Source organism: Profundibacterium mesophilum KAUST100406-0324 (genome assembly GCF_009835145.1).
GTDB lineage: Bacteria > Pseudomonadota > Alphaproteobacteria > Rhodobacterales > Rhodobacteraceae > Profundibacterium > Profundibacterium mesophilum.
The window spans coordinates 49,484-74,038 of record NZ_APKE01000005.1 but is presented as its reverse complement, the minus strand read 5'-3'; the positions used below and the strand labels follow the sequence as shown (position 1 = coordinate 74,038).

The 24,555-nt window shown below is 68.6% G+C and carries 24 protein-coding genes and 1 pseudogene; 10 read left to right on the top strand and 15 right to left on the bottom strand.

All coding sequences use genetic code 11. From position 1 onward, the window contains the following. The first annotated feature begins 167 nt into the window (after positions 1 to 167). Positions 168 to 374 (top strand): DUF6471 domain-containing protein, encoded by a 207-nt coding sequence (locus PMES_RS01885; protein ID WP_159963841.1) that lies wholly within the window; start codon positions 168 to 170, stop codon positions 372 to 374. A gap of 167 nt (positions 375 to 541) precedes the next feature. Here the strand turns inward: PMES_RS01885 and PMES_RS01880 are convergent, their stop codons facing one another. Together PMES_RS01880 and PMES_RS16630 are read right to left on the bottom strand one after the other, a co-directional pair. Further along, complete coding sequence (locus PMES_RS01880; protein WP_159963840.1) at positions 542 to 1,417, bottom strand: hypothetical protein; 876 nt, start codon at positions 1,415 to 1,417, stop codon at positions 542 to 544. Between the two features lie 88 nt (positions 1,418 to 1,505). Further along, a pseudogene (locus PMES_RS16630) lies at positions 1,506 to 1,697 on the bottom strand (hypothetical protein); the annotation flags it as partial. On the opposite strand from PMES_RS16630, the gene PMES_RS01870 reads away from it, so the two are divergent. Further along, positions 1,696 to 2,910, top strand: coding sequence for a TIGR03862 family flavoprotein (locus PMES_RS01870; protein WP_159963839.1), 1,215 nt, complete (start codon positions 1,696 to 1,698; stop codon positions 2,908 to 2,910). The pseudogene PMES_RS16630 and the gene PMES_RS01870 overlap by 2 nt on opposite strands. 57 nt (positions 2,911 to 2,967) lie before the next feature. Here the strand turns inward: PMES_RS01870 and PMES_RS01865 are convergent, their stop codons facing one another. After that, positions 2,968 to 4,221, bottom strand: coding sequence for an MFS transporter (locus tag PMES_RS01865; RefSeq protein WP_159963838.1), 1,254 nt, complete (start codon positions 4,219 to 4,221; stop codon positions 2,968 to 2,970). Between the two features lie 126 nt (positions 4,222 to 4,347). Here PMES_RS01865 and zapE point away from each other — a divergent pair, with 126 nt between their 5' ends. Beyond that, entirely contained in the window at positions 4,348 to 5,427 is a 1,080-nt protein-coding gene (gene zapE / locus PMES_RS01860) for a cell division protein ZapE (protein ID WP_159963837.1), read from the top strand. A gap of 15 nt (positions 5,428 to 5,442) precedes the next feature. Here the strand turns inward: zapE and PMES_RS01855 are convergent, their stop codons facing one another. Genes PMES_RS01855 through PMES_RS01845 form a run of 3 tightly spaced genes read right to left on the bottom strand, consistent with a single transcriptional unit; the run spans position 5,443 to position 8,741 of the window. After that, a complete protein-coding gene (locus PMES_RS01855; RefSeq protein ID WP_159963843.1) occupies positions 5,443 to 6,684 on the bottom strand; it encodes a bifunctional folylpolyglutamate synthase/dihydrofolate synthase in 1,242 nt (413 codons plus the stop codon). 53 nt (positions 6,685 to 6,737) lie between these two features. Beyond that, positions 6,738 to 7,694, bottom strand: a complete 957-nt coding sequence (accD, locus tag PMES_RS01850; protein ID WP_159963836.1) for an acetyl-CoA carboxylase, carboxyltransferase subunit beta — start codon at positions 7,692 to 7,694, stop codon at positions 6,738 to 6,740. A gap of 33 nt (positions 7,695 to 7,727) precedes the next feature. After that, complete coding sequence (locus PMES_RS01845; protein ID WP_159963835.1) at positions 7,728 to 8,741, bottom strand: CPBP family intramembrane glutamic endopeptidase; 1,014 nt, start codon at positions 8,739 to 8,741, stop codon at positions 7,728 to 7,730. Between the two features lie 117 nt (positions 8,742 to 8,858). Between PMES_RS01845 and ilvD the strand changes: the two genes are divergently transcribed. From ilvD to PMES_RS01820, 5 genes are all read left to right on the top strand, one after another. Beyond that, positions 8,859 to 10,622 (top strand): dihydroxy-acid dehydratase, encoded by a 1,764-nt coding sequence (ilvD, locus tag PMES_RS01840; protein ID WP_159963834.1) that lies wholly within the window; start codon positions 8,859 to 8,861, stop codon positions 10,620 to 10,622. Between the two features lie 31 nt (positions 10,623 to 10,653). Beyond that, entirely contained in the window at positions 10,654 to 11,430 is a 777-nt protein-coding gene (locus PMES_RS01835) for a DUF6478 family protein (protein ID WP_159963833.1), read from the top strand. Between the two features lie 8 nt (positions 11,431 to 11,438). Next, positions 11,439 to 11,807 (top strand): hypothetical protein, encoded by a 369-nt coding sequence (locus PMES_RS01830; protein WP_159963832.1) that lies wholly within the window; start codon positions 11,439 to 11,441, stop codon positions 11,805 to 11,807. A 295-nt stretch (positions 11,808 to 12,102) separates the two neighbouring features. Then, positions 12,103 to 14,124: an NADPH-dependent 2,4-dienoyl-CoA reductase gene (locus PMES_RS01825; protein ID WP_159963831.1), complete on the top strand. Its 2,022-nt coding sequence runs from the start codon at positions 12,103 to 12,105 to the stop codon at positions 14,122 to 14,124. 203 nt (positions 14,125 to 14,327) lie between these two features. After that, positions 14,328 to 15,233, top strand: coding sequence for a LysR family transcriptional regulator (locus PMES_RS01820; RefSeq protein WP_159963830.1), 906 nt, complete (start codon positions 14,328 to 14,330; stop codon positions 15,231 to 15,233). A 78-nt stretch (positions 15,234 to 15,311) separates the two neighbouring features. Here PMES_RS01820 and PMES_RS01815 read toward each other — a convergent pair whose 3' ends face one another. From PMES_RS01815 to PMES_RS01800, 4 genes are all read right to left on the bottom strand, one after another. Continuing rightward, positions 15,312 to 16,250: an OmpA family protein gene (locus PMES_RS01815; RefSeq protein WP_159963829.1), complete on the bottom strand. Its 939-nt coding sequence runs from the start codon at positions 16,248 to 16,250 to the stop codon at positions 15,312 to 15,314. 236 nt (positions 16,251 to 16,486) lie between these two features. Then, on the bottom strand, positions 16,487 to 17,053 hold the full coding sequence (locus tag PMES_RS01810; RefSeq protein WP_159963828.1) for a peroxidase-related enzyme: 567 nt from the start codon (positions 17,051 to 17,053) through the stop codon (positions 16,487 to 16,489). Further along, positions 17,050 to 17,784: a GNAT family N-acetyltransferase gene (locus PMES_RS01805; protein WP_159963827.1), complete on the bottom strand. Its 735-nt coding sequence runs from the start codon at positions 17,782 to 17,784 to the stop codon at positions 17,050 to 17,052. The genes PMES_RS01810 and PMES_RS01805 overlap by 4 nt, the downstream gene beginning before the upstream one ends. A 44-nt stretch (positions 17,785 to 17,828) precedes the next feature. Next, positions 17,829 to 18,599: a competence/damage-inducible protein A gene (locus PMES_RS01800; RefSeq protein WP_159963826.1), complete on the bottom strand. Its 771-nt coding sequence runs from the start codon at positions 18,597 to 18,599 to the stop codon at positions 17,829 to 17,831. 207 nt (positions 18,600 to 18,806) lie between these two features. On the opposite strand from PMES_RS01800, the gene map reads away from it, so the two are divergent. Beyond that, positions 18,807 to 19,619, top strand: a complete 813-nt coding sequence (map, locus tag PMES_RS01795) for a type I methionyl aminopeptidase (RefSeq protein WP_159963825.1) — start codon at positions 18,807 to 18,809, stop codon at positions 19,617 to 19,619. Positions 19,620 to 19,685: 66 nt separating this feature from the next. Here the strand turns inward: map and rsmD are convergent, their stop codons facing one another. Together rsmD and PMES_RS01785 are read right to left on the bottom strand one after the other, a co-directional pair. Continuing rightward, positions 19,686 to 20,255: a 16S rRNA (guanine(966)-N(2))-methyltransferase RsmD gene (rsmD, locus tag PMES_RS01790; protein WP_159963824.1), complete on the bottom strand. Its 570-nt coding sequence runs from the start codon at positions 20,253 to 20,255 to the stop codon at positions 19,686 to 19,688. Continuing rightward, complete coding sequence (locus tag PMES_RS01785; protein ID WP_159963823.1) at positions 20,252 to 21,493, bottom strand: NAD(P)/FAD-dependent oxidoreductase; 1,242 nt, start codon at positions 21,491 to 21,493, stop codon at positions 20,252 to 20,254. The genes rsmD and PMES_RS01785 overlap by 4 nt, the downstream gene beginning before the upstream one ends. A gap of 84 nt (positions 21,494 to 21,577) precedes the next feature. Here PMES_RS01785 and PMES_RS01780 point away from each other — a divergent pair, with 84 nt between their 5' ends. After that, complete coding sequence (locus PMES_RS01780) at positions 21,578 to 22,066, top strand: peroxiredoxin (protein ID WP_159963822.1); 489 nt, start codon at positions 21,578 to 21,580, stop codon at positions 22,064 to 22,066. Positions 22,067 to 22,137: 71 nt separating this feature from the next. Here the strand turns inward: PMES_RS01780 and PMES_RS01775 are convergent, their stop codons facing one another. The 3 genes from PMES_RS01775 to PMES_RS01765 are packed head-to-tail and all read right to left on the bottom strand — an operon-like array spanning position 22,138 to position 24,534. Beyond that, entirely contained in the window at positions 22,138 to 22,986 is an 849-nt protein-coding gene (locus PMES_RS01775; RefSeq protein ID WP_159963821.1) for a mechanosensitive ion channel family protein, read from the bottom strand. Continuing rightward, complete coding sequence (locus tag PMES_RS01770) at positions 22,979 to 23,278, bottom strand: 4a-hydroxytetrahydrobiopterin dehydratase (RefSeq protein ID WP_159963820.1); 300 nt, start codon at positions 23,276 to 23,278, stop codon at positions 22,979 to 22,981. Before PMES_RS01770 ends, PMES_RS01775 begins: the two co-directional genes overlap by 8 nt. Continuing rightward, positions 23,275 to 24,534, bottom strand: coding sequence for a GNAT family N-acetyltransferase (locus PMES_RS01765; RefSeq protein ID WP_159963819.1), 1,260 nt, complete (start codon positions 24,532 to 24,534; stop codon positions 23,275 to 23,277). The genes PMES_RS01770 and PMES_RS01765 overlap by 4 nt, the downstream gene beginning before the upstream one ends. Between the last annotated feature and the right edge of the window lie 21 nt (positions 24,535 to 24,555).

Sequence of the window (24,555 nt, the reverse complement as noted above, 5' to 3'; positions counted from 1 at the left end):
CGGGTCTGAACTTATGGTCGGCCATAAGGTCGGACTTATCACCGACGCCGAAATCCCGTCAGACGGCCTCCGGCGGAGGGATACTATGCATCGTATATAGTACGTTGAGGTATCTCCTACAAGTGCATATGTATCGAATACAATGCATTTAGCTACACGGGCGGACCATGGCAGAGCAAACAGAGTGGGAGCGGAAGGCGGCAAACCTTCTGAAAGCCGAGCTGAAGCGGCAGGGCGTGACCTACGCGCAACTGGCTGAGCGGATCGAAGACAAAGAAGCGAATGTCCGCAATAAACTGTCTCGCGGGAAGTTCAGTGCGGCCTTTCTGTTCGAGGCTCTACATGCTATACAGGTAGCGCGTATAGAGTTGTAACCATGATAGAAAATGCCAATAAAAATCAAAGCGATAGGTGTAGGCAGTGGGCTACGCCTCTGATCTCTGCGGCATTGATCTTCGGAGTTTTAAGCGTCGTTCAAGCCATCAACCTGTGGGCTTCCGTTGGGCTTGCCTTCCTAATAGTGGTCGGCGGAATCTGGTTTCTACGGTCCCGGTAGTACGCTCGGTTGGTAAGGCGGCGGGCTTACATGAAGCACTCGTTGTACTACGTGCTCTTTAGGCTTCCAAACGTCGTCTTTGCGCTCTTCCGTAGTCTCCAAGAGAACCTTTAAGATGATGCCTTCTCGCATCGGAACGTTCAGCGCTCCGGAAGCCAGGCGATCAAGAAACGCTTGGTCTTTTATGCTGGCCCCAAAGTTCCCGAACGGTCCGCGAAAGCCCCACCTCTTCGTCGTCTCAGTTGTAAGAACCGCTCTCAATAGTATCAGCTCGACTTCTTCGACTTTGACGCGCTGCTCGCTTTCTGTGCCGTCTTCTTCCGTGAACTGAGTGGGGAAATCTGGTTTTGTGACGATGTGAACTGGTCGTGCGCCATCCCTACCTGTGACGCCAACGCCGACCACACGCTCATCGTTGTTGAGCTCCTGAAAAACACGTCGAGCGGGTTTCACCCCAACTTCATTCCTGATGGCTTGGGCAACTTGCTTGGCAAGCTCGACCATCTCTTCCTCGGATAACTGCTGGACGCTCTCAGGAGCATCAGGCCCTTTGATGAATTCTAAAAGCTGCTCCCAGCCCCACGCGACGCTTACCTTAGCGATAAACAGCGCCGCGACGATTACAGCGGTGCGAACGTCAGACTTCGGGTCCGAACTTATCGAACGAATGAGAGCCTTGATCCTTTGGCTCCCAGGTTCTGAGCTTACGAGATCGACCTGAGGTGATGCGAACGGGTCAACGTACTCCCCGACCCGTTCAATCGTGTCGGCCCATGCTATCGCCGCGCGAGCCGCCGATCTGAGGTCAACTTTGGCATCTGGTTTAAGATCAATGAAAAGAACTAACGAAGTCTGCGACATATGCCCTCCCACTGCCTGTGAAAGGTAAAACTACTAAGACGGAAAAATCTAGCTGGTTTGTGCTTTGGTGCGTTTGCTACCTAAGGCCGCAGATCTGGTGCAGCAGGACCACCGCCCCGCCCTTGCCGCCGCGCAGCCTGGGCACGAGATGATGCAGGCTCTGGCGCACATCCGGCGGAATCGGCCTGCCGCAAAGCGGACAGACGGGATCGCCGGCATCACCGGGCGGGATATCGTGGGAGGGCGGATCGCCCCGGCGGGAGGAAGGGGTACGGCGCATGGATGACATATGGGGCGGCCGCGGCGGCGGGGCAAAGGGTGCGGCATTCGCGCTCGTCATCGGCGCGGGACCGGCGGGCCTGATGGCCGCCGAGCAGATCGCCGCGGCCGGCCTGCGCGTCCTCGTCGCCGAACAGATGCCCTCCCCCGCACGCAAGTTCCTGATGGCGGGAAAATCGGGATTGAACCTGACCAAGGACGAGCCGCTCGAGCGCTGCCTGCCGGCATACGGCCCGCGGGCCGAACAGCTGCGCCCCCATATCGAGGCGTTCGGGCCGGCGCAGCTGATGGCGTGGGCGGAGGCGCTCGGACAGCCGCTCTTCACCGGCAGCACCGGCCGCGTCTTTCCCGTCGCGATGAAGGCCTCTCCCCTGCTGCGGGCTTGGCTCGCGCGTCTGGAGCGCGATGGCGCGGTTTTGCGCCGGCGCTGGCGCTGGCGCGGGTTCGAGGAGGGCCGCTTCGACTTCGACACCCCCGGCGGGCCGGTGACGCTTTCACCGGGGGCGGCGGTCCTGGCCTGCGGCGGGGCAAGCTGGCCGCGCCTCGGCTCCGACGGGCAGTGGACGCGGCTCGTGCCGGCGGATGTGCCGGTCCATCCCTTCGCCCCGGCCAATGCCGGGCTGCGGGTGGATTGGTCGACGCATATGGCCCGCCATTACGGAAGCCCGGTGAAGGGCGGCGCGCTTCTCGCCGGCCCGCACCGTCACCGGGGCGAATTCGTGATCTCGCGCCGTGGCCTCGAGGGCGGCGGCATCTATGCCATGAGCCGCGCCGTGCGCGAGGGGGCGCCGCTGCATCTCGATCTGCTTGCCGATTTGCCGGTCGAGGCCGTGCACGCGCGGCTGTCATCCGGCCCCCGCAAGGCGAGCACGACAGCCTGGCTGCGCCGTGCGCTGAACCTGACGCCCGCGCAGATTGCGCTCGTGATGGAATTCGCGCGCCCGCTCACGCGCGGGCCGGAACTGGCCGCCATGCTCAAGGCACTGCCGCTGCGCCATGACGGGCTGCGCCCCCTCGAGGAGGCCATATCGAGCGCCGGCGGCCTGGGCTGGGGCGCCCTTGGGCCCGATCTGCAACTCATGGACCATCCGGGCATGTTCGCTGCCGGCGAGATGATCGACTGGGAGGCGCCCACCGGCGGCTATCTTCTCACCGCGAGCATGGCCACGGGGCGCGCGGCCGGGCGGGCGGCGGCCCGGCTCCTGGAAAACTGATGCCCTTTTCGCGATGCCGGTGCGGCGCTGGTAAGGCGGCGGGACCACGCGCCGGGGTCATGCGGCGGCGGGGGCGCGGCGCTCGCGCACCGGCAGGTGTATCAGCGCCGAGAAGGCCCCGACGCCCACCCCGAGCCACCACACGGCGGTGTAATCGCCGGTCGCGTCATAGAGCTTGCCGCCCAGCCACACGCCCATGAAGCTGCCGAGCTGATGGCTGAAAAAGACCAGTCCGTAGAGCGTGCCCATGTAGCGCAGCCCGAAGAGATGCGCGACCAGCCCCGCCGTCAGCGGCACCGTCGCCAGCCAGAGCGTGCCCATGACCGCCGAGAAGACGAGGACGCTCGCCGGGGTTATCGGCAGCAGGATGAAGATCGCCGCGGCGAGGGTGCGCCCGGTATAGATCGCGCTGAGCAGGTATTTGCGGCTGTAACGGCTCCCAGCCCAGCCGGCGCCGAGCGTTCCGGCGATGTTGAAGAGCCCGATCAGCGAGATCGACACCGCCCCGAGCCGCGCGGTGTCGGTGATCCCGAGCTGCGCCAGCAGGCCCTGCGGCGCGATGGCCGCGCTCGCCTCGGTCACGAGCGCGGGGAAATGGGCGGTGATGAAGGCAAGCTGGTAGCCGCAGGAGAAAAATCCCGCGAAGATCATCGCATAGGACGGATCGCGCAGCGCGCGCCCCAGGATCGCGCCCATCGTCTCGTGCAACTCCGCCCGGCCCGCCGGCTCGGGCGCGCGCATTGCCGGCAGGACCGCGAGACTGAGAAGCACGGCCCCGGCGAACGCGATGAAGACCGACGACCAGTGCCAGTAGCCCAGCAGCCATTCGGCCACCGGCGCGCCGAAGACCTGCCCCGCCGAGCCCGCCGCGGTCGCGACGGCGAGGGCCATCGCCCTGTGCCGGTCGCTCGAGGCCCGCCCGACCACGGCGAGGATCACCCCGAATCCCGTGCCCGCGATGCCGAAACCGACGATGATCTCCAGAAGCTGATGACCGAGCGGGGTGACGGCGAAGGCGCTCATCACCAGGCCCGATGCGTAGAGCACGGCACCCAGGACGATGGCCTTGCGGTCGCTCATCCGCTCGGCGAGCGCGCCGAAGACCGGCTGACCGAACCCCCAGGCGAGGTTCTGGATGGCGATGGCGAGGCTGAACTCGGCGCGGGGCCAGCCGAAATCCTCGGCGATGGGAATCTGGAAGACGCCGAAGGAGGCCCTGACCGCGAAGCTGACGAGCAAGATGAGGCTGCCGGCGAGCAGAACGGGCGTGATCAGCCGGTCGGGGCGGGTGGGAGCGGATGGTGGAGCCATATGCGTCATGGCGGCCATAGTGCTGCGGCGGCGCGCCTTGTCAAAACGTCATTTGTCCGCCGGCCCGTCACGAAAGATGATGCCGGCGCTTCACAAGATCGCCCCCGCGGGAGTAGGAAGCCGCCCATGGATAGCAGCTTTCAGGACATCTACGCGCGCCGCATCGAGACGGGAGGGCTTCAGCCCGATCCCGCCCAGCAGGCGTTGATCCCCGGGTTCCAGCGCATGCTGGACGCGCTGGCCGCCCCGCCTCCCCGGGCCCGCGGCCTCTTCTCGCGCCGTGCCGCGCCCGAGCCGGTGCGCGGGCTCTACCTGTGGGGGGGCGTGGGGCGCGGCAAGTCGATGCTGATGGACATGTTCTTCGAGGCCGCGCCCCTCGCCGGCAAGCGGCGGGTGCATTTCCACGCCTTCATGCAGGAGATCCATGCCGGGATCGCGCGGGCCCGCAAGACCGGGACCGATGACGCGATCCGCCCCGTCGCCGAGGAGATCGCCGACGGCCTGCGCCTTTTGTGCTTCGACGAGATGCAGATCACCGACATCACCGACGCGATGATCGTCGGGCGCCTCTTCGAGAAACTCTTCGAAGCGGGCGTCACGGTGGTCGCGACATCCAATCGCCCGCCATCCGACCTTTACAAGAACGGATTGAACCGGCAGCTCTTCACCCCGTTCATCGCCCTTCTCGAGGAGCGGCTGGAGATCCACGAGCTCGCCGCCGAACGCGATTACCGGCAGGACCGGATCGGCGGGACGCAGGTCTATTTCCACCCGGCGGACAAGGCCGCGCGCATGGCCGTCGACAGCCTCTGGGAGGAGCTGACGGGCGGCGGCGGCGCTCCGCTGACGCTGCGGATCAAGGGCCGCGACGTGGTCCTAGCGCAGGCGGCGTCGGGGGTGGCGCGCTGCGATTTCTGGGATCTCTGCGGGCGGCCCCTCGGGGCTGCCGATTACCTCGCGGTGGCCGAGGCGGTCAGGGTGCTGATGCTGGAGAATGTGCCGCTCCTGTCGAGCGAGAACTACAACGAGGCGCGCCGTTTCGTGACCCTCGTGGACGCGCTTTACGAGGCACGCAGGCAGGTGGTGATCAGCGCCGCCGCTCCCCCCGAGGATCTCTATGTCGAGGGCGAGGGCCTGTTCGAATTCGAGCGCACCGCGAGCCGCCTGCGCGAGATGCAGTCCGAGGGCTGGGGCACGGGGGACTGAGCTCGCGCGGCGGCGCTAGCCGTTGTCGCGCAGCACCTGGCCGGCGAGATAGAGCGAGCCGCAGATGACGATCCGGGCATGCGGCGCCTTCGACGCGATCCCGGCGACCGCCTGCGCCACGCTCGGCGCCGATTGCGCCGCGATCCCGGCGGCGGTGGCGGCAGCGGCGGTCGCGGCGGCAGGCAGGGTCGCGGTCTCGCCGGGGATCTCCACCGCGTGCAGTCCGCGCGCCTCGGCTGCCAGCGGAGCGAGGTAGCCGGCGACATCCTTCGTGGCGAGCATCCCGCAGACCAGGTGCACGGGCCGGCCCTGCGGCAGGGCGGCAAGCGCGCGGGCGAGCATCTGCCCGGCGGCGCGGTTATGCCCGCCATCGAGCCACAGCTCGGCCTCGGGGGCGGCCCGGACCAGCGGCCCTTCGCGCAGGCGCTGCATCCGCGCGGGCCACTGCGCATCGCGCATCGCCGCGGCGCAGCCCTCCTGCGAGACGTCCAGCGCGCGCAATGCCGCCAGGGCGGTGCCTGCATTGTCGACCTGGTGGGCGCCCACGAGGGCGGGCGGCGGCAGGTCCAGCAATCCGCGCTCGTCCTGGAAGATCATACGCTCCCGCTCGATCCAGCCATGCCAATGCTGACCCCGGGCCAACAGGGGCGCGCCCAGCCGCGCGGCGCGCGCCTCGATCACGCCGAGCGCCGCCTCCTCCTGCCGCGCGACGATGGCCGGCACGCCGCGCTTGAGGATACCGGCCTTCTCGCCGGCGATCTCGGGAAGCGTCTCGCCAAGATATTGCTGATGGTCGATCGAGACGGGCGTGATCACCGTCAGCGCGGGACGTTCGATCACGTTGGTCGCGTCGAGCCGCCCGCCGAGCCCCACCTCCAGCAGCGTGAAATCGGCATCATGGCGGGCGAAGGCGAGAAGCGCGGCGCAGGTGGTGATCTCGAAATAGGTGATCGGCGCGCCGTCATTGGCCGCGTAGCATTCATCGAGCAGCGCGCTCAGATGCGCCTCGTCGATCAATGCGCCGCCAAGGCGGATGCGCTCGTGGAACCTGACCAGGTGCGGCGAGGTATAGGCGTGAACCCGGTGCCCCTCCGCCTCGAGGCCGGCGCGGATCATCGCCAGGGTCGAGCCCTTCCCGTTGGTCCCGGCGATGTGGATCACCGGTGGAAGGTCGCGTTCGGGATGGCCCAGCGCGGCGAGCAGGCGCCACATCCGGTCGAGCGTCAGGTCGATGATCTTGGGATGCAGCGCCATCATTCGCGCGAGGATGGCATCCGATCCGCCGGGCCCTGCCGGGCCGCCGGACGCGCTCACTTGGCCGGATCGCCGTTCAGGACCGCCGCCGCGGCCTCCGCCGATGCCGTGGAGGCGGCCTCCGGCCCTTCCGCAGGGGCCGGCAGATCGCCCATCACCGCCGGCGGCAGCCCTGTGAGCATCCGGCAGATGGTGATGAGTTCCGCGCGCAGTTCGGTGCGGTGCGTGACCCGGTCGAGCATGCCGTGCTCGAGCAGGTACTCGGCCCTCTGGAAGCCCTCGGGGAGCTTCTCGCGGATCGTCTGCTCGATCACCCGCGGCCCCGCGAAACAGATCAGCGCGCCGGGCTCGGCGATCTGCACATCGCCCAGCATCGCGTAGCTGGCGGTGACGCCGCCGGTGGTCGGATGGGTCAGCACGACGATATAGGGAAGGCCGGCCTCCTTGAGCATCTCGACCGCGACGGTGGTGCGCGGCATCTGCATCAGTGACAGGAGCCCCTCCTGCATCCTGGCGCCGCCGGCGGCGGAGAAGAGGATCAGCGGGCAGCGGCGCTCCACCGCGCGTTCGGCCGCCGCGAGGATCGCGTTGCCGACATACATGCCCATGGAGCCGCCCATGAAGCTGAAATCCTGCGCCGCGACGACGACGGTGCTGCGGCCCATCTCGCCCTCGCCCACCAGCATCGCCTCGGCCTCGCCGGTGGCTTTCTGGGCGCTCTTCAGGCGATCGGGATAGCGCTTCTGATCGCGGAAATGCAGCGGATCGGCGACCGGCGCGGGCACCGGCACGTCGACGAAGACGCCGCCATCGAAGAGCGCGGCAAAACGGTCGCGCGGCGTGATCGCCATGTGATGCTGACAGGACGTGCAGACATTGAGATTGTCCGACAGCTCGCGGTGGAACAGCATCGTGCCGCATTCGGGGCACTTGGACCAAAGGTTCTCCGGCACCTCGCGGCGCGAGAAGAGCGAGTTTATCTTGGGACGGACGTAATTCGAAATCCAGTTCATCGCGTCAAACCTCTGGCGGCAACTGCCCTCGACCTAATCGGTGGCGGCGGCAATTGCAAACCCCGCGCCGCGCCGCGGCGGGCCGTCGCAAAGACGCCGCGCAAGCCACCATGCGGCCAGCATCATCGCCATGTCCCCCAGCACGAGGATGTCCGGCACGTCCTGCGCTCCGAGGGCATAGGGCGTGACCTTGAGCGCGAGGCCGGTGATCGTCCCCTCGGTGGCCAGGACCAGGATCGCAAGCACGTTATTGGCGAAGTGAAAGCCCCAGGCGGCGCCGATCGAGCCGGTCCGCGCGGTCAGGTCGGCGGCGATCAGGCCGAAGAGACCGGCGGAAAACACCGGAAGCCATGCCCCGGCCCCCTGTGCCCCCGGATCGAAATGCAGCAGGCCGAAAAGGATCGAAGGGAGCACCATCCAGGCGAGCGGCGAGCGGAACCGGGCGGCGAGCTGCTGCAGCAGGTAGCCTCGGAAGAGAAGCTCCTCCGCACCCGTCTGGATCAGCACGCCGGCGAGGGCGACGGGCAGAAGGCTCAGCCACAGGGATGTCTCGAGCTGCTGGCGCGCGTCGAAGCCGATGGACCACAGGGCAAGGCCGGCAGCGTAGAGAAGCGCGACCGCCGCGCCGGCGCGCAGGAAATCGCGAACGAGGCGTCGGCGCGGCCCGAAGAGGCTTGCCGCGCGGCGCCGGTGCAGCAGCCTTGCCGCCGCCATGGGCGCCAGTCCCAGCCCCGCGAATGTCGACAGAAGCAGCAACGTCGCTCCCGGTGTCTGCGGCAGGCTCATCCGGCCGAGCCAGTCGAGGAGGCTTTCCGCGCCCAGAACCAGATAGATCGCGCCGAATGTCAGCGCCGCCCAGAGCATGTAGACCGCCGCGCCGAGAACGAGACCCGCGCCGAGGCGCCACAGGGCGGGCCGGCGCCGCGCGGTCCGGACGAAGGCCGAAAGCTCCGGCCAGCGCGGTCCTGCCGCGGCGCCACCGGGGGCCCGGGGTCCGGGCCGCGTTCCGCCATGCCCGCCGCGCCCGGCCATGCTGCCTGTCTCCATCCGCCACTCCCCGATCAGCCGTGCGAGGCTAGCGCCGGTCGCGGGCGGGGGCAATCGCGCTTGTCGCGCAGCCTTCGAGGGCTTATCCCGAAGCCAAGTGACCCCAGGGAGATCGCCATGCTCAAAGGCAAGACCGACAAATCCAAGCTGCCCAGCCGCCATGTGACCGAGGGGCCCGCGCGGGCGCCGCACCGATCCTACTACTATGCGATGGGCCTTGGCGAGGAGCAGATCCACCAGCCCTTCGTCGGCGTGGCGACCTGCTGGAACGAGGCGGCGCCCTGCAACATCTCCCTGAGCCGGCAGGCGCAGGCGGTCAAGCTCGGCGTCAAGTCGGGCGGCGGCACCCCGCGCGAGTTCACCACCATCACCGTCACCGACGGCATCGCGATGGGCCATGAGGGCATGCGCAGCTCCCTGGCCAGCCGCGAGGCGATCGCCGACACGGTCGAGCTGACGATGCGCGGGCATTGCTATGACGCGCTCGTGGGGCTCGCGGGCTGCGACAAGTCGCTGCCGGGCATGATGATGGCGATGATCCGCCTCAACACGCCGTCGGTCTTTCTCTATGGTGGCTCGATCCTGCCGGGCAAGGTGCCCGCAGGGGCCGATGTGCCCGATGATTTCGCCAGCCGCGACCTGACCGTGCAGGACATGTTCGAGGCGGTCGGCCGGCATCAGAACGGCACCTTGTCGGACGCCGCGCTCGAGATCCTCGAGCGGGTCGCCTGCCCATCGGCGGGCGCCTGCGGCGGCCAGTTCACCGCCAATACCATGGCCTGCGTCTCCGAGGCGATCGGGCTGGCGCTCTTCAACTCCTCGGGCGCGCCCGCGCCTTATGAAAGCCGCGATCAATACGCCCAGGCCTCCGGCCAGGCGGTGATGACCCTGATCGAGAAGAACATCCGTGCCCGCGACATCGTCACCCGTCAGAGCCTCGAGAACGCCGCCCGCGTCGTCGCCTGCACCGGCGGATCGACCAATGCCGGCCTGCACCTTCCCGCGATGGCGCATGAGGCGGGGATCGATTTCGACCTCGGGGACGTCTGCGAGATCTTCCGCGACACGCCCTATTTCGTCGATCTCAAGCCCGGCGGGCAGTTCGTGGCCAAGGACCTCTACGATGCCGGCGGCCTGCCGGTGGTGATGAAGGAACTGCGCAAGGCCGGCCTGGTGCATGAGGATTGCATGACCGCCAGCGGTTATTCGGTGGGCGAGGAGCTCGACAAGATCGACCGCGTCGCCGATGGCCGCGTGATCCACAGCATCGACGCCCCCCTCACCAAGACCGGCGGCGTCGTCGGCCTGAAGGGCAATGTCGCCCCCGAGGGCGCCATCGTGAAGGTCGCGGGGATGAGCGCCGAGGAGCAGGTCTTTACCGGTCCCGCCCGCGTTTTCGAATGCGAGGAGGATGCCTTCGAGGCGGTCAAGGCCCGCAAATACGAGCCCGGAGAGGTCCTCGTGATCCGCAACGAGGGTCCGGCCGGCGGCCCGGGCATGCGCGAGATGCTCTCGACCACCGCCGCGCTTTCGGGTCAGGGCATGGGCAAGAAGGTCGCGCTGATCACCGATGGGCGCTTCTCGGGCGCGACGCGGGGCTTTTGCGTGGGCCATGTCGGCCCCGAAGCGGCGCAGGGCGGGCCGATCGCGCTGCTGCAGGACGGCGACGTGATCACCATCGACGCGGTGCGAGGAAGCATCTCGGTCGATCTCACCGAAGCCCAGCTCGCCGAGCGCAAGGCGGCCTGGTCCGGCCCGCGCGAGACGATCTACGCCTCGGGCGCCGTGTGGAAATTCGCCAGGCTCGTCGGCCCCACCCGGCTTGGCGCCGTGACGCATCCGGGCGGCAAGGCCGAGAAGCACATCTACATGGACCTGTAGGGCCGCGCGGGCTGCGGGGAGGAGAACGCGGATGGGCCTGCTGGGCAGGACGGGATTGCGCCGGGCGGAGCGGCTCATGCTGCGCCGCTGGAGCCGCCTTGCCGAGCAGTCCCCTCCCGCCGGCGCGGGCCGGCTGCGCCGCCTGCGAGCCGAGGCGCGCGCGCTGCGCGACGCGGCGCAGCGGGTCCTGTCGCGCAGCGAGGCCGGCCTTGCCCTCGGCGCGCCGGGCGATCGGCAGGATCTGCCGCCGCGCACCGACTGGCATTGGCGGCCGGCGCCCTGGTGCGCTCGTGATGCGTCCCTGTCGCGTACCGCGCGCCCCGATACGGAAAGACCCGCACCGCTTCTCCTCGGGCCGGGCATCGCGCTTTTCCATGACTGTCCGCTTGGCGAGATCTGCGCCGCGCAAGGTGCCGGGCATCCCGGCGCGGCCCCATGCGCGCTGCGGATCGAGGTTTTCGGCTTCTCGGGAAGCTTTCTCAGCCTTGCCGTGGACCTGCCGCCCGAGGCGCTTGCCGGGCTTGGCACGCATCATGTCCTCCGGGTCGATATCGGCCGCCGCGGCGAGCGGCCGGCGGCATCTGTGCTGCGTCTGAACATCCGTCATGGCCCCAATACCGCGCAGATCGCGAAAACCCTTGCGGCGGGCCATGGCCCCGAGCGCGTGGAATTCGACCTGGCCTATGCCGAGCTGGACGAGAAACGCATCACCCACGCCTGGATCGACATCCTGATGGAGGAGCCACGGATGAACGAGATCATCATCGACGAGCTGCGTGTCAGCCGCCACCGCCGGGTGATGCTGTGAGCGGCGCGGTGCGACTGCGTATTGGCGAGCACCTTCTGCGCCGGGGGGTCTTCGAGGCGCGGATCGAGGGCGGCGATCCCGCGGTGCCGCCGGATGTCGCGCTGTGCCATCGCGGCCGCCCGATCGAGGGCGCCACGTTTGCCCCGGACGAGACCGTGCAGGGGGCCTGGCGGCTGAGCGTGCCGCTGCCCGCCCACCTGATCGATGACGGGGTGCAAAGCCTGTCGGTGATCGCGCAGCCGGGCGCCGAACGTCTCGGCGGGTTCGAGATCGCGGCTGGAACGGTGCTCGAGGCGGAGCTGCGCGGCGAGCTGGAGCGGCTGAGCGCCGAGCTCGACCTGCTCAAGAGGGCCTTCCGGCGCAGCCAGCGATCGTGAGGCCCGGGTAGCAGGAACCGCCCGCACGCGCCTGGTGCCGCCGCGCCGCGCCCCGTCCCGGCATTCCGGCCCGCCCGGCCCGCGCGCCGGTTTGCCCCTTCCCGGCCCCCGCCGTCCCCGCGCCGGTCTGCCTTCCCCCTCCCCCGCACTGCCCCTGCCCCGCACTGGCCCCCATTGCACGCGCCGGCCGCCTTGCGTCACGTCAGCCGGGCCGCGCGGCGCGGCTTACGCGGCGTTCTGGATGACATGCGCGCGTCGACTTCCCACACTCGCCGCGACCTTCAAAGGACTGCGCATGACCCAGTATCCCCATATGCTCGCGCCGCTCGATCTCGGCTTCACCACGCTGCGCAACCGCGTTCTGATGGGCTCGATGCATACCGGCCTCGAGGAAACCGGGGACTGGGCGCGCGTCGCCGCGTTCTACGGCGCGCGGGCGGCGGGGGGCTGCGGGCTGATGGTCACGGGCGGCATGGCGCCGAACCGCGAGGGGGGCGTCTTTCCCGGCGCGGCGGGACTGTTCGGCGAGGCCGACATCGAGAACCACCGCCGCGTCACCCAGAGGGTTCATGACGAGGGCGGCAAGATCGCGATGCAGATCCTGCATGCCGGGCGCTATGCCTACAGCCCCGATTGCGTGGCCCCGTCGGCGATCAAGTCGCCGATATCGCCCTTCGTGCCCCGCGCGCTCGACGAGGAAGGCATCGAGACGCAGATCGCCGATATCGTGACCGCCGCCGAGCGGGCCCGCGCGGCGGGCTATGACGGGGTCGAGATCATGGGCTCCGAGGGGTATTTCCTCAACCAGTTCCTCGTCACCCATACCAACAAGCGCACCGATCGCTGGGGCGGCAGCTACGAGAACCGGATGCGCCTGCCGGTCGAGGTGGTGCGCCGCGTGCGTGCCGCCGTGGGCCCCGATTTCATCCTCATCTACAGGCTCAGCATGATCGACCTGGTGCCGCAGGGGTCGAGCTGGGAGGAGGTGGTGCAGCTTGCGGGGGCGGTCGAGGCGGCCGGCGCCACCTTGATCAATACCGGGATCGGCTGGCACGAGGCGCGCATCCCGACCATCGTCACATCGGTGCCGCGGCGCGCCTTCGCATGGGTCACGGCCAAGCTGATGGGCGCGGTCTCGATCCCCGTCATCACGTCCAACCGGATCAACACGCCGCAGGTCGCCGAGGCGCTTCTCGCCGAAGGCGCCGCCGACATGGTCTCGATGGCGCGGCCCTTCCTCGCCGATCCCGATTTCGTGGCCAAGGCGCAGGCGGAGCGCGCCGCCACGATCGCTCCCTGCATCGCGTGCAACCAGGCCTGCCTCGACCATACGTTCGGCGGCAAGCTCTCGAGCTGCCTCGTCAATCCGCGCGCCTGCCACGAGACCGAGCTGGTGGTCGCGCCGGCCCGGACACGGCGCCGGATCGCCGTCGTGGGCGCGGGGCCTGCCGGTCTTTCGGCGGCCCTGACGGCGGCGGAGCGCGGCCATGACGTCACCTTGATCGAACAGGCCCAGGATGTCGGCGGGCAGCTCAATCTCGCGCGGCAGGTGCCCGGCAAGGAGGAGTTCCACGGGCTCGTCGAATGGTACAGGACGATGCTCGGCGAGAAGGGTGTTGCCGTCAGGCTGGGCCATCGCGCCGATCCGCAGGAGCTGAAGGGTCATGACGAGGTGATCATTGCCACCGGCGTGCGGCCGCGCGATCCGGCGATCCCCGGACAGGACGGGCCCAACGTGCTGGGCTATGGCGCGGTGCTGCGCGGCGCCCCGGTGGGCCGGAGGGTGGCGGTGATCGGCGCCGGAGGAATCGGCTTCGATGTCAGCGAATTTCTCGTCACGGAAGGCAACCCAACCCTCGATCTGCCGGCTTGGCTTGCCGAATGGGGCGTCGCCGATCCGCAGGATCATCGCGGCGGGCTGGAGCCTGAGGGACCGCGCCCTCCCGCCCCCGCGCGCCATGTCACCCTGCTTCAGCGCAAGGCCGAGAAGCTCGGGCGGCGCCTCGGCAAGACCAGCGGCTGGGTGCACCGGGCCGGGCTCGCCATGCGCGGGGTCGAGATGGTCGGCGGCGTCAATTACGAGCGCATCGACGCGCAGGGGCTGCATGTCACGACCGGCCCCGGGCGCGACGATCCCAGGCTGATCGCGGTGGACACGGTGGTGCTCTGCTCGGGCCAGGAGCCCGAACGCACGCTTGCCGACCAGCTCGAGGCGGCCGGCATGAAGGTGCACGTGATCGGCGGGGCCGATGTCGCGGCCGAGCTCGACGCCAAGCGGGCCATCGACCAGGGCACGCGGCTCGCCGCGCGCCTCTAGGCGCCCTCCCCCGGCCCTCCCCCGGCCCTCCCCCTGGCCCTTCCGTCCCGGCCTGCATGCGGACCGCGTCGTCGATGCCTGGCCTGCCTCCCTGTTTCGCCTCGCGCGACGATCACCGATCGACCCTGATATTGTCCTTCGCACTCCGCAATCCTGCCCGATTTGGAAACGATAGATTGGGCAAGAAGAAGGGGACAGGACACATGGACAGACTGACGGAAATGGAGGCCTTCGCGACCGTTGTCGATCAAGGGGGTTTCACCGATGCCGCCAAGAAGATGGGCATCTCCAAGTCCGCCGTCTCCAAGCACGTGTCCTCCCTGGAGGCGCGGCTCGGAGCACGGCTGCTGAACAGGACCACCCGCCGGGTGAGCCCGACCGAGATCGGTCTTGCCTATTACGACCGGGCGCGGCGCGTTCTCAACGATGCCGGCGAGGCCGACGCGCTCGTCACCTCCATGCAATCGGCGCCCTCGGGCCTGCTGAGGATCAGCGTGGCAACCGATTTCGGGGTCAACCACCTCAGCCCGGTCCTTGGCGAGTTCCTTTCGGAATTCAACGACATCACCGTGAACATGGTGCTCAACAACCGCTATGTCGAGCTGATCTCCGAGGGCTTCGACATGGCCGTGCGGATCGGTGAGCTGGAAGACAGCACCCTTCGGGCACGCAAGCTGACCGAGACCACGAAGAAGATGATCGGCTCGCCGTCATATTTCCAGAAATACGGCCGCCCGCAGAAGATCGACGATCTCAACGAGCACAAGCTGCTGCATTATTCGAGCCAATCCAACGGCGCGGTCTGGAAGCTGACCGCGCCCTCCGGCGAGAAGCGCCAGGTGCGCACCGCCGGCTGGCTCAGCGTCAATGACGGCCAGTCCCTGCTCAATGCCGCCATCTCCGGGCTCGGCATCGCCTACCTGCCCTCCTTCCTCTATGCCGACGCGCTGAAGGCGGGCTTGGTGGAGGAAGCGATCCCCGGCCTGCCGGCCGAGAGCCAGGGCATCTACGCCGTCTATCCGCCGGGCCGCTTCACGCAGCCCAAGGTGCGCGCCTTCATCGATTTCCTCGTCCATGCCTTCGCAGAGAAGGGCCCCGACGACTGGTAGACCTTTTCCCGCCGTGACTGCCGTGACGTGCCACCTCGGGGTGCTCCATGCGAGCGCCCCGCTTTTGCATGCGCGGTGTCAGGGAGCGTCGCCGGCGCGCAGCAGGACCACCTCGACGCGCCGGTTCGACGCGCGGCCCTGGGCGGTCGCGTTGCTGGCGCGCGGTGCCAGGAAACCGGCCCCTTCGGCGCGAAGCTGGCGGGCGGGCACGCCCAGCCCATCCGACAGGCGCGCCATGACCGACCGCGCGCGCTGCTCCGACAGGGCGATGTTGCGTGGCAGCGCGCCGGTGGAATCGCTGTGACCCACGAGCAATGCCTGCGCGCCGGGATGCGCTTCGAGATAATCGGCAAGCTGGCGCAGGGATGCGAAAGGGCCATCCCCGAGCCGCGACGAGCCCGGCGCGAATGTCAGATCGTCGAGCGGGGCACGGCCCGCCTGGGCAAGCCGCGCCGTCACGCCGGCCGCCTGATCCCCGCCGAAGGAAGGCGAAACGCTTGCCGACGTCTCGGCGGCAGGCCCGTCGAGCGGCCCCGGGAGGCCGCCGGACTTGCTGGACGTGACGACCTGTCCGGCCGCGCCGGAGGCGAGATGGGTGAGCTGGATATAGCCTGTCTGCTCGGAGCGGCTGACCATCAGGGCGACGAGCGCACCGCCGCCGGGGGCCTCGTGCCGCGCCGCGATATATCTGTAATCTCCCAGATCGACATGCATCTGCGGCTCGGGCAGCAGTGGCAGGGCATAGCGGAAGTCGAACCCGCCGCAGGCCTCGTCCTCGCAGGCGAACACGATCTCGTAGCCGGCCCGAACGAGCTGCCCGCGCAGGTCGGCGGCGATCTGCGCGGTTTGCAGCGTCGATCCCGGCAGCTGCCAAGCTTGCCGCGTCAGGGTGGCCGTCGCCCCCTCGGCAAGGCCGCCGCCCGGCGCGGTGGAGCCCTCGCGGGGGCTTGCACCGGCGGCCATGTCGCGCGCGGCGCCCGGCGCCCGTCCGTCCCGCGCGCCCGGGGCCGGGCTCATGCGCATTCCGCCGGCGCTCCATCGCGAAACCGGCAATTGCGCGGTGCTGCCGCGCGCGGTCTGCTGGGCGGCAAGCCTTGCAGGGCCGGGAAAGGCCAGCTCGGGCATGCCCGGCCCGGCGGCAGCGTCCGGCGCGAGAGCCCGGGGATCATCGGCAGCGCGCGCGGCCGTTCCGGGACCCGCCGCGGTCCATAGACCCAGCATGAGGACGGCCAAGCGAAGATGTGCGGTTCTGGTCATCGGTAAGAGGAATGATACTCGTCGTTCGGTTTCATTTCCGTTGCCGAGGCAACGCGGTTCGTCATGTTGAAGAATGCCGCGACCGAGGCGATGTCCCAGATGTCGCGATCGTCGAAGCCCGCATCGCGCAGGGCCTGACGATCGGTTTCTACCACCTTGTGACAGGATTCGGTCAGCTTGGTGACGAATTCGAGCATCGCGACCTGCCGGCGTGACAGATCGGCGACACGCCAGTTCATCACCATCTGCTCGCCCAGGACCGGATCGCCCGAAAGTTGCCGGACGGCCGCGCCATGCGCGACGAGGCAATAATAGCAATGGTTGACCGACGAGACGGCCACCGCGATCATCTCGCGCTCGAGCTTGCTCAGGGCGCTCTCGCCCAGCATCAGATCGTTGTAGAGGGCGGTAAAGGCCTCCAGCTTGCCGATGTCGAATGCATAGGCGCGCAGGACGTTGGGCACCATGCCGAGCTTTTCCTCGCAGATGTCGAAATATTTACGCGTCTGCGGCGGCAGGGGGTCGACCTGCGGCAGGTCGAGTGCGGTCGGACGGTCTGTCATCGGTCCTCCTGGGGCTGGATGCGGTAGTGATAACGTCCCGCCAGCTCCATGCCGAGCCCTTCGTAGAGCGCGCATGCGGCGGCATTCTCCTCACGCACCACGAGCGCCAAGGTCCGCGCACCCTCGCGCCGGGCCCATTGCACGGCATGGCGCAAGAGGTTCCGCCCCGCCCCGTGGCGGCGCAGCTCGGGCAGGATCTCGACCGCGTGCAGCATCGCGACATCGCCGTCGAGCGCCACGAAGGCGGCGCCGGCGGGCTTGTCGGCGGCGCGGCCCAGAAGGCCGATCTTCGGGCCCTTCACCCTTTGCATGACCGCGATCCGCTCGGGCCCGATGCCACCGGCCTGCCAGATGTCGCGCATGATCTGCAGCGGCTCCCAGACCCAGAACCCGCTCACCGGCTCCGGAGGCATCTCGGCTAGGTGCGCGATCGGGGCATGATAGAAGACCGTCGGGTCCATCACCTGGTAGCCCAGCGCCGCCAATGCGGCATCGAGCGCCTCGTCCGCCGTGCCCAGCTGGAACAGGCAAGGCTGGCGCAGCGCCTGCATCTCGCGTTCGGCAAGGGCGATCTGCCCGGCCGCGCCGGCCTCGAGCGCGCGGGCGGCCGACACTCTCTTGCCGCCGCCCCGTCCGGCACAGATCCGCCATGGCCCGGCGCGCATGGTCGCGGCGGGGGGCCATGTCTGCGCGAGGGCGTGTTCGAGGCGGGTGGGAGCGGTCTGGCTCATTCCCGGGGCGGCCTGGTCCGGGCCCGGCACGGCTTGGCCCGTGCTCACTTCATGGCCCCGCCCGGCGCGGCGCCGCCTTGCGCCCCTTCCACGGCCCCCGGAAAGAGCGCGCAGAGTTCGGACATGGCGGCATTGACCGCAGCCGCGTCCTGTCCGCGCACCACCACGTTCGATCCGTGGACCCCGTTGCTCACGAAAGGATAGCTGCCGAAGCTGAGCTCGGGATGACGCGCGGCCAGCGCGCCGAGCGGGCCGGCGATATCGCCCTCGCCGCGCAGCACCGGAAGCGTCTGCGAAAGCAGCGGCGCGCCCCCGGTCAGGCGCGGCAGGAGCGAGGCCAGCATCGCCTCGAAGATCGACGGCACGCCGGCCATCACATGCACGTTGCGCAAGGTGAAGCCCGGCGCGATCGAGACCGGGTTCTCGATCAGCCCGGCGCCCTCGGGGATGCGCGCCATGCGCAGCCGCGCCTCGTTGAGCTCGGTGCCGCGCTGCGCGTAATGGTCCGCAAGCAGCGCCCGCGCGTCCTCGCGCACGTCGATCGGCACCTCGAAGGCGGCGGCGACGCAATCGGCGGTGATGTCGTCATGCGTCGGGCCGATGCCGCCCGAGGTGAAGACATGATCGTGCCGCCCGGACAGGCTGCGCAGCGCGCCGGTGATCGCGGCGGCATCGTCGGCCACGACACGCGCCTCGCGCAGATCGATACCGTGATCGGTCAGGGCGCGGGCAAGGTAATGAAGGTTCGAATCGCGGGTGCGCCCCGACAGGATCTCATCCCCGATCACCAGCATGGCGGCTGTCGGATTTGGCATCGGCGCGTCTCCTGTGACCGGGGCTCCTGGCTCTGGGTATAGGCTGCTGGCCGTGTCATTCAAGCACACCGCGCCCGCGCCGCCGGGTCCGCGCGATTCCCCGCCGCCCACCGCCCGGTCGCCGGGGCCTGTCCCGCTGACCTGGATGCTGGAACTTCGCACGCGATCCGCGTATGCTTTGGGCTGAATTTTCCATGGAGCCGCAAGTTGGACGAGACAAATCGCGGCCGTCTGACCAAGGACGGCATCCGAATTCACGACGCAGCCGATTTTGCCGGCATGCACAAGGCCGGCGCCCTCGCCGCGCGCATCCTCGACGATGTCGCGCCCCATGTCGAGGTGGGCCAGACCACCGGCGCGCTCGACGCCATGATCACCCGGATGGTCGAAGAGGCCGGCGCCACCTCCGCCACCATCGGCTACAAGGGGTATCAGCACGCCAGCTGCATCAGCGTCAACCACGTGGTCTGCCATGGCATTCCGGGCGACAAGAAGCTCAAGGACGGCGACATCCTCAACATCGACGTGACGGTGATCGTCGATGGCTGGTTCGGCGATACCAGCCGGATGTATGTCGCCGGCAAGCTGCCGCGCAAGGCCGAGCGCCTGATCGAGGTGACGCATGACGCGCTCTTCAAGGGGATCGAGGCGGTACGGCCGGGCAATACCTTTGGCGATATCGGTCATGCGATCCAGAGCCATGTCGAGGGCGAGCGGATGGGCGTGGTGCGCGATTTCTGCGGGCACGGGCTTGGCCGGGTGTTCCACGCGCCGCCCAATGTCCTGCATTACGGGCGTCCCGGCACGGGACCGGTGCTGGAGGAAGGCATGTTCTTCACCATCGAACCGATGGTCAATCTCGGCCGGCCCGAAACCAAGGTGCTCGCCGATGACTGGACGGCCGTGACGCGCGACAAGTCGCTCTCGGCGCAGTTCGAGCATTCCGTCGGCGTCACCGCGCAGGGTGCGGAGATCTTCACCCTCTCGCCGGGCAACCTGTTTCACCCCACCTGGCGCTGACGGGCCCCGCGCCACCGCGCCGCGCCGGGGGACGAAGCCCGTGAGCCCCGCCTCGCGCGCGCGCCGTCAGGCTTCGGCGACGCGGGCGAGGGTGATCCAGGTATCGCCGTAGCGGCGTTGCCCGCTCGGGATCAGCCCCGCGGGAAGCTGTGGCGGGACGCTTTCCTCCCAGACGACGAGCGCGCCCGGCGCGATCCAGCCGCCATCCAGCGCCGCGGCGAGCGCCGCCTCTCCCAGCGCCTTGCCGTAGGGCGGATCGAGAAAGACCAGATCATGCGCCGCGCCCGAGTTCTCGCCGAGCCGACGCGCATCGCGGCGCAGCAGCCGCGTGATCTCCTGAGCCCGGCATTTCGCGATGTTCTCCCGGATCAGCCGCGCGGCGGCATCCCCCTTCTCGACGAAGCTCACCCGCGCCGCGCCGCGCGACAGCGCCTCGAGGCCCAGCGCCCCGGTCCCCGCGAACAGGTCGAGCACCTGCGCGCCCGGAACCGGGTTCGGCCCGTGCCCGCCCCCCGCCAGCAGGTTGAAGAGACTCTCGCGCACCCGGTCCGTGGTCGGGCGCAGATGCGCGGCCGCATCACCCTTGCCGACGCTCGCGAGGGCCAGTCCGCGATGCGCCCCGCCGATGATCCTCATGACGCGAGCAGCGCCTTGAGATCGACGCCGGGATCGGCCACGAGATCGGGATCGGGCGAGCGGTCCGCCTCGATCAGCCTCTTGCCGATCATGTAGCCGCGCGCATCGTTCATCGCATCCACCGCGATCAGGCGCTTGCCGCGGAAATACCAGTGGCTGCGCTGGGCGGGGGCGGCGCCCTCGCGGACCACGATCCGGTCCGCGTTCGTCCCCAGCCCGGCGATCTGCAACTTCACGTCATACTGGTCGGACCAGAACCAGGGACGCGGCACGTAGGGGGTATCGGCGCCCATGATGTTGTCGGCCACCGCCTCGGCCTGGTCGATCGCGTTCTGCACCGATTCAAGGCGGATCATTTCGCCTTCATGCGGCAGCAGCGTGCAGTCGCCGGCAGCCCAGACACCCGGTGCCGAACTGCGTCCCAGCGCGTCGACGACGATGCCGCCCGAGGGCGCCGGACCGGTCTCGATCCCCGCCGAGCGGGCGAGCGCGTCGCGGGCGCTTACCCCGATCCCCACCAGGGCCAGGTCCACCTCGATCCGCGCGCCGTCCGAAAGCCGCGCCGCCGCAACCGCACCGCCGGACACGGCGCCCTGCGCCGTCTCGAGCCGGTCGAGCCCGGCCCCCTCGCGCAGATCGACACCGTTCCGCTCGTGCAGCGCGCGGAAATAGTCGGAGGTCTGCGGAGCGGCGACGCGGCGCAGGATCCGCTCCGCCGTCTCGACAAGCGTCACGGTCATCCCGTTCATCCGCGCGGCCGCCGCCGCCTCGAGCCCGATATAGCCCCCTCCCACGATCAGCGCCCGTCGGCCCTCGACGAAGGAGGCGCGCATCCCATCGACATCCTCCAGATCGCGCAGCACATGCACCCCGCCGAGCGTGCCGCCCATCGCCTCGGGCAGACGGCGGGGCGCGGCGCCGGTGGCCAGGACCAGCGCGTCATAGGCGAGCCAGTCGCCGCCCACGCGCACGCGCCGGGCCGCGGGCTCGATCCGCTCCGCCATCTGGCCGAGACGCAGCTCGATCCCGTTCTCCTCGTAGAAGGCGGCCGGGCGTAGGAAGAGCCGCTCCTTCTCGAGGCGGCCCAGCAGGTAGGCCTTGGAGAGCGGCGGCCGCTGGTAGGGCGGTGACGTCTCGCCGCAGACAAGGGTGATCCTGCCGTCGAATCCCCGGCCGCGCAGCCGGGCGACGAGGGAGGCTCCAGCCTGCCCGCCACCGATCACGATCACATGGCGCATCGTGCGTCCCTCTGCTAGTTCACTTCGGCGATGAGCCTACATGTGCCCGCGATGTCAACGCAATCAGGGAAGGAGCACGGAGAAATGAGCTTGAAACAAGGTGACAGGTTGCCCGACGCGACCCTTCTGGCAATCGATGACGAGGGCCCGCGTCAGGTCTCGCTGAACGAACGGCTGGCGGGGCGCAAGGTGGTGATCTTCGGCCTGCCGGGCGCGTTCACCCCGACCTGCGACAGCGCCCATGTTCCCAGCTTCATCCGCACCCGGGATGCCTTTGCCAAGAAGGGCGTGGACGAGATCATCTGCGTCGCGGTGAACGATCCGCATGTGATGCGCTACTGGGGCAAGACCAGCGGCGCTGCCGAGGCCGGGATCACGATGCTCAGCGATGCGGATGCCAGCTTCACGAAAGCGATCGGGATGAACTTCACCGCCGAGGCGGTGGGCTTTTACGACCGCTCGATGCGCTATGCCCTCTATGCCGAGGATGGCGAGGTCAAGGTGCTTCACATGGAAGAGGCGCGCGGCGTGTGCGAGCGCTCGGGCGGCGAAGCGCTTCTCGCGGCGATCTGAGAAAGGCGCGCGGATGGGGGGGGCGCCGCGCGTTTCGTCCGCGCGGTCCTGGGCCGTGCCGCCCCCTGCCGTCAGCTTGCGGCGGTGTGGACGGTTCGCGTGGGGAAGGGAATGTCGATGCCATGCGCGTCGAAGGCGTCCTTCACCGCGCGCTTGATGTCGGCCTGGTAGGCGAAGTAATCGGCGCTCGGCACCCAGACCCGCACCAGAAAATCCACCGAGAAATCGCCCAGGTTGTTGACCTGGATGAACGGCTCGGGCTCCGACATGCTGCGCGGATCGGCCATCACCGTCTCGAAGATCACCCGCTCGGCCAGTTTCAGATCGCTCTCGTAGGAGACGCCGAAGATCCACTCGGCCCGGCGCGTGGGATAGACCGAGTAATTGGTGATCGTGTTTCCCCAGACCTCGGAATTGGGAATGATGATCTGCACGTTGCCGATGGAGGCCAGTTCGGTGAAGTTGAGGTTGATCTCCTTCACCGTGCCCATCTGACCGTTGACCTCGACGAAATCGCCGGCCTTGATCGGCCTGAAGAAGATCAGCATCACCCCCGCCGCCACGTTCGACAGGGTCCCCTGGAGCGCGAGGCCGATCGCGAGGCCCGCCGCGCCGATCACCGCGACGACCGAGGTCGTCTGCACCCCGAACGTGTTGAGGATGAAGAGCGCGGCGAAGGCGAGGATCGCGTAGCGCACCAGGTTGCCGAGGAAGTTGAAGAGCGTGACGTCGAGATGCGGATTGCGTCCGCCGATCGCCGCGATGCGCCGCCCGACCCAGCCCGCGATGGCGAAGCCGAGCACCAGGATGACGATCGCCGCCAGCACATCGCCCAGGATCGAGATCAGGAACTCGAGGGTCAGCAGGTCCGCCAGGGACTTGCCGCCGATCAGCTGGGTGTTGAACATTCCATCAAGCATCCGCCGCCTTCTCCATCCAGCTTGCAAGGTCGATATCGCGCCGGGTCAGACCATTCGTGTCGTGACTTGTCAACGAAACCGTGACCTTGGCATAGCTGTTGGACCAGTCGGGATGGTGGTTCGCCTTCTCAGCACGCAGGGCCACGCGGGTCATCCAGGCGAAGGCCTCGGTGAAATCGGCGAACGCGAACTGCTTGGTGATGGCCCGCCCATCCGCTGTCTCGCGCCAGCCACGCTCCAGCAACGGGGCGAGGGCGGCGCTGCGCTCGGAGCCGGTGAGCGGCCCGCTCATTCGGTCTCCGCCGGCGCGCTGCGGCGGAAGGGGCCGTAGCCGGTGAGGATCTCGATCTCCTCGTCCACGGCCGCGCGCTCGGCAACGAGGAACTCCTCGACGGCGCGGGTGAAGGACGGCTCCGCCAACCAGTGCAGCGAGTGAACGGGTGCGGGAAGATAGCCGCGCGCCAGCTTGTGCTCGCCCTGCGCCCCCGCCTCGACCCGGGCGAGCCCATGTGCCATCGCGTAATCCATTGCCTGATAGTAGCACAGTTCGAAATGCAGGAAGGGATGATCTTCGGTGCAGCCCCAGTAGCGCCCGTAGAGCGTGTCCCTGCCGATCAGGTTCAGCGCGCCTGCGACCGGCACGCCGCCGCGCAGGGCGAGCACGAGGAGGCAATCGTCGCGCAACGTCTCCTGAGCGATGTCGAAGAAATGCCGCGTCAGGTAGGGCTGTCCCCATTTACGCGCGCCGGTATCTTGGTAGAACTCCCAGAAAGCGTCCCAATGCTCGGGCGTGATCTCCTCCCCGGTCAGTTGCACGATCTCGCCGCCGAAGGCCTGCGCGCCCTGGCGCTCCTTGCGCAGGGTCTTGCGCTTGCGCGAGCTGAGCGAGCCGAGGAAAGCGTCGAAATCCGCGTAATCGCGGTTGATCCAGTGAAACTGCTGCCCGGTCCTGTGCAAAAGACCCATCCGGGTGCCGCGCTCGGCCTCCTCCTGCGTGCAGAAGGTGACATGCAGCGAGGAGAGGCCATTGGCCTCGGCGATCTGCGTCGCGCCTTGCAGGAGCGCGGCCTGCCCCGCCGCCTCGAAACCGGGCCTGGTCAGGAAACGCCGCCCCGTCGCGGGGGTGAAGGGCACTGCCATTTGCAGTTTGGGATAGTAGCGCCCGCCGGCACGCTCATAGGCCTGTGCCCAGCCGTGGTCGAAGACATACTCGCCCTGGCTGTGCCCCTTGGCATAGAGCGGCGCGCAGGCGATCGGCTGGCCATCCGGGCCGCGCGCCACCAGATAGCGCGGCTGCCAGCCGGTTCCCGGCCCGACCGAGCCGCTCCTCTCGATCGCGGCGAGAAAGCGATGCGTGGTGAAGGGATCGCGCGGCCGGCCGCCATCGGCGGCTTCGGGTGCCGCGCAGGCATCCCAATGCGCGGGGTCGATCTCGTCGATCCGCCCATGGGCGCTGATCTCGATCTCGAGTGCCGTCTCGCCATCCCGTCCGGGGTCCGCGACCGCGTCCGGGGATGCGCCGGACTGTGCTTTGATGTCATTGTGCATGGCTCGATCATCTGGGCCTTG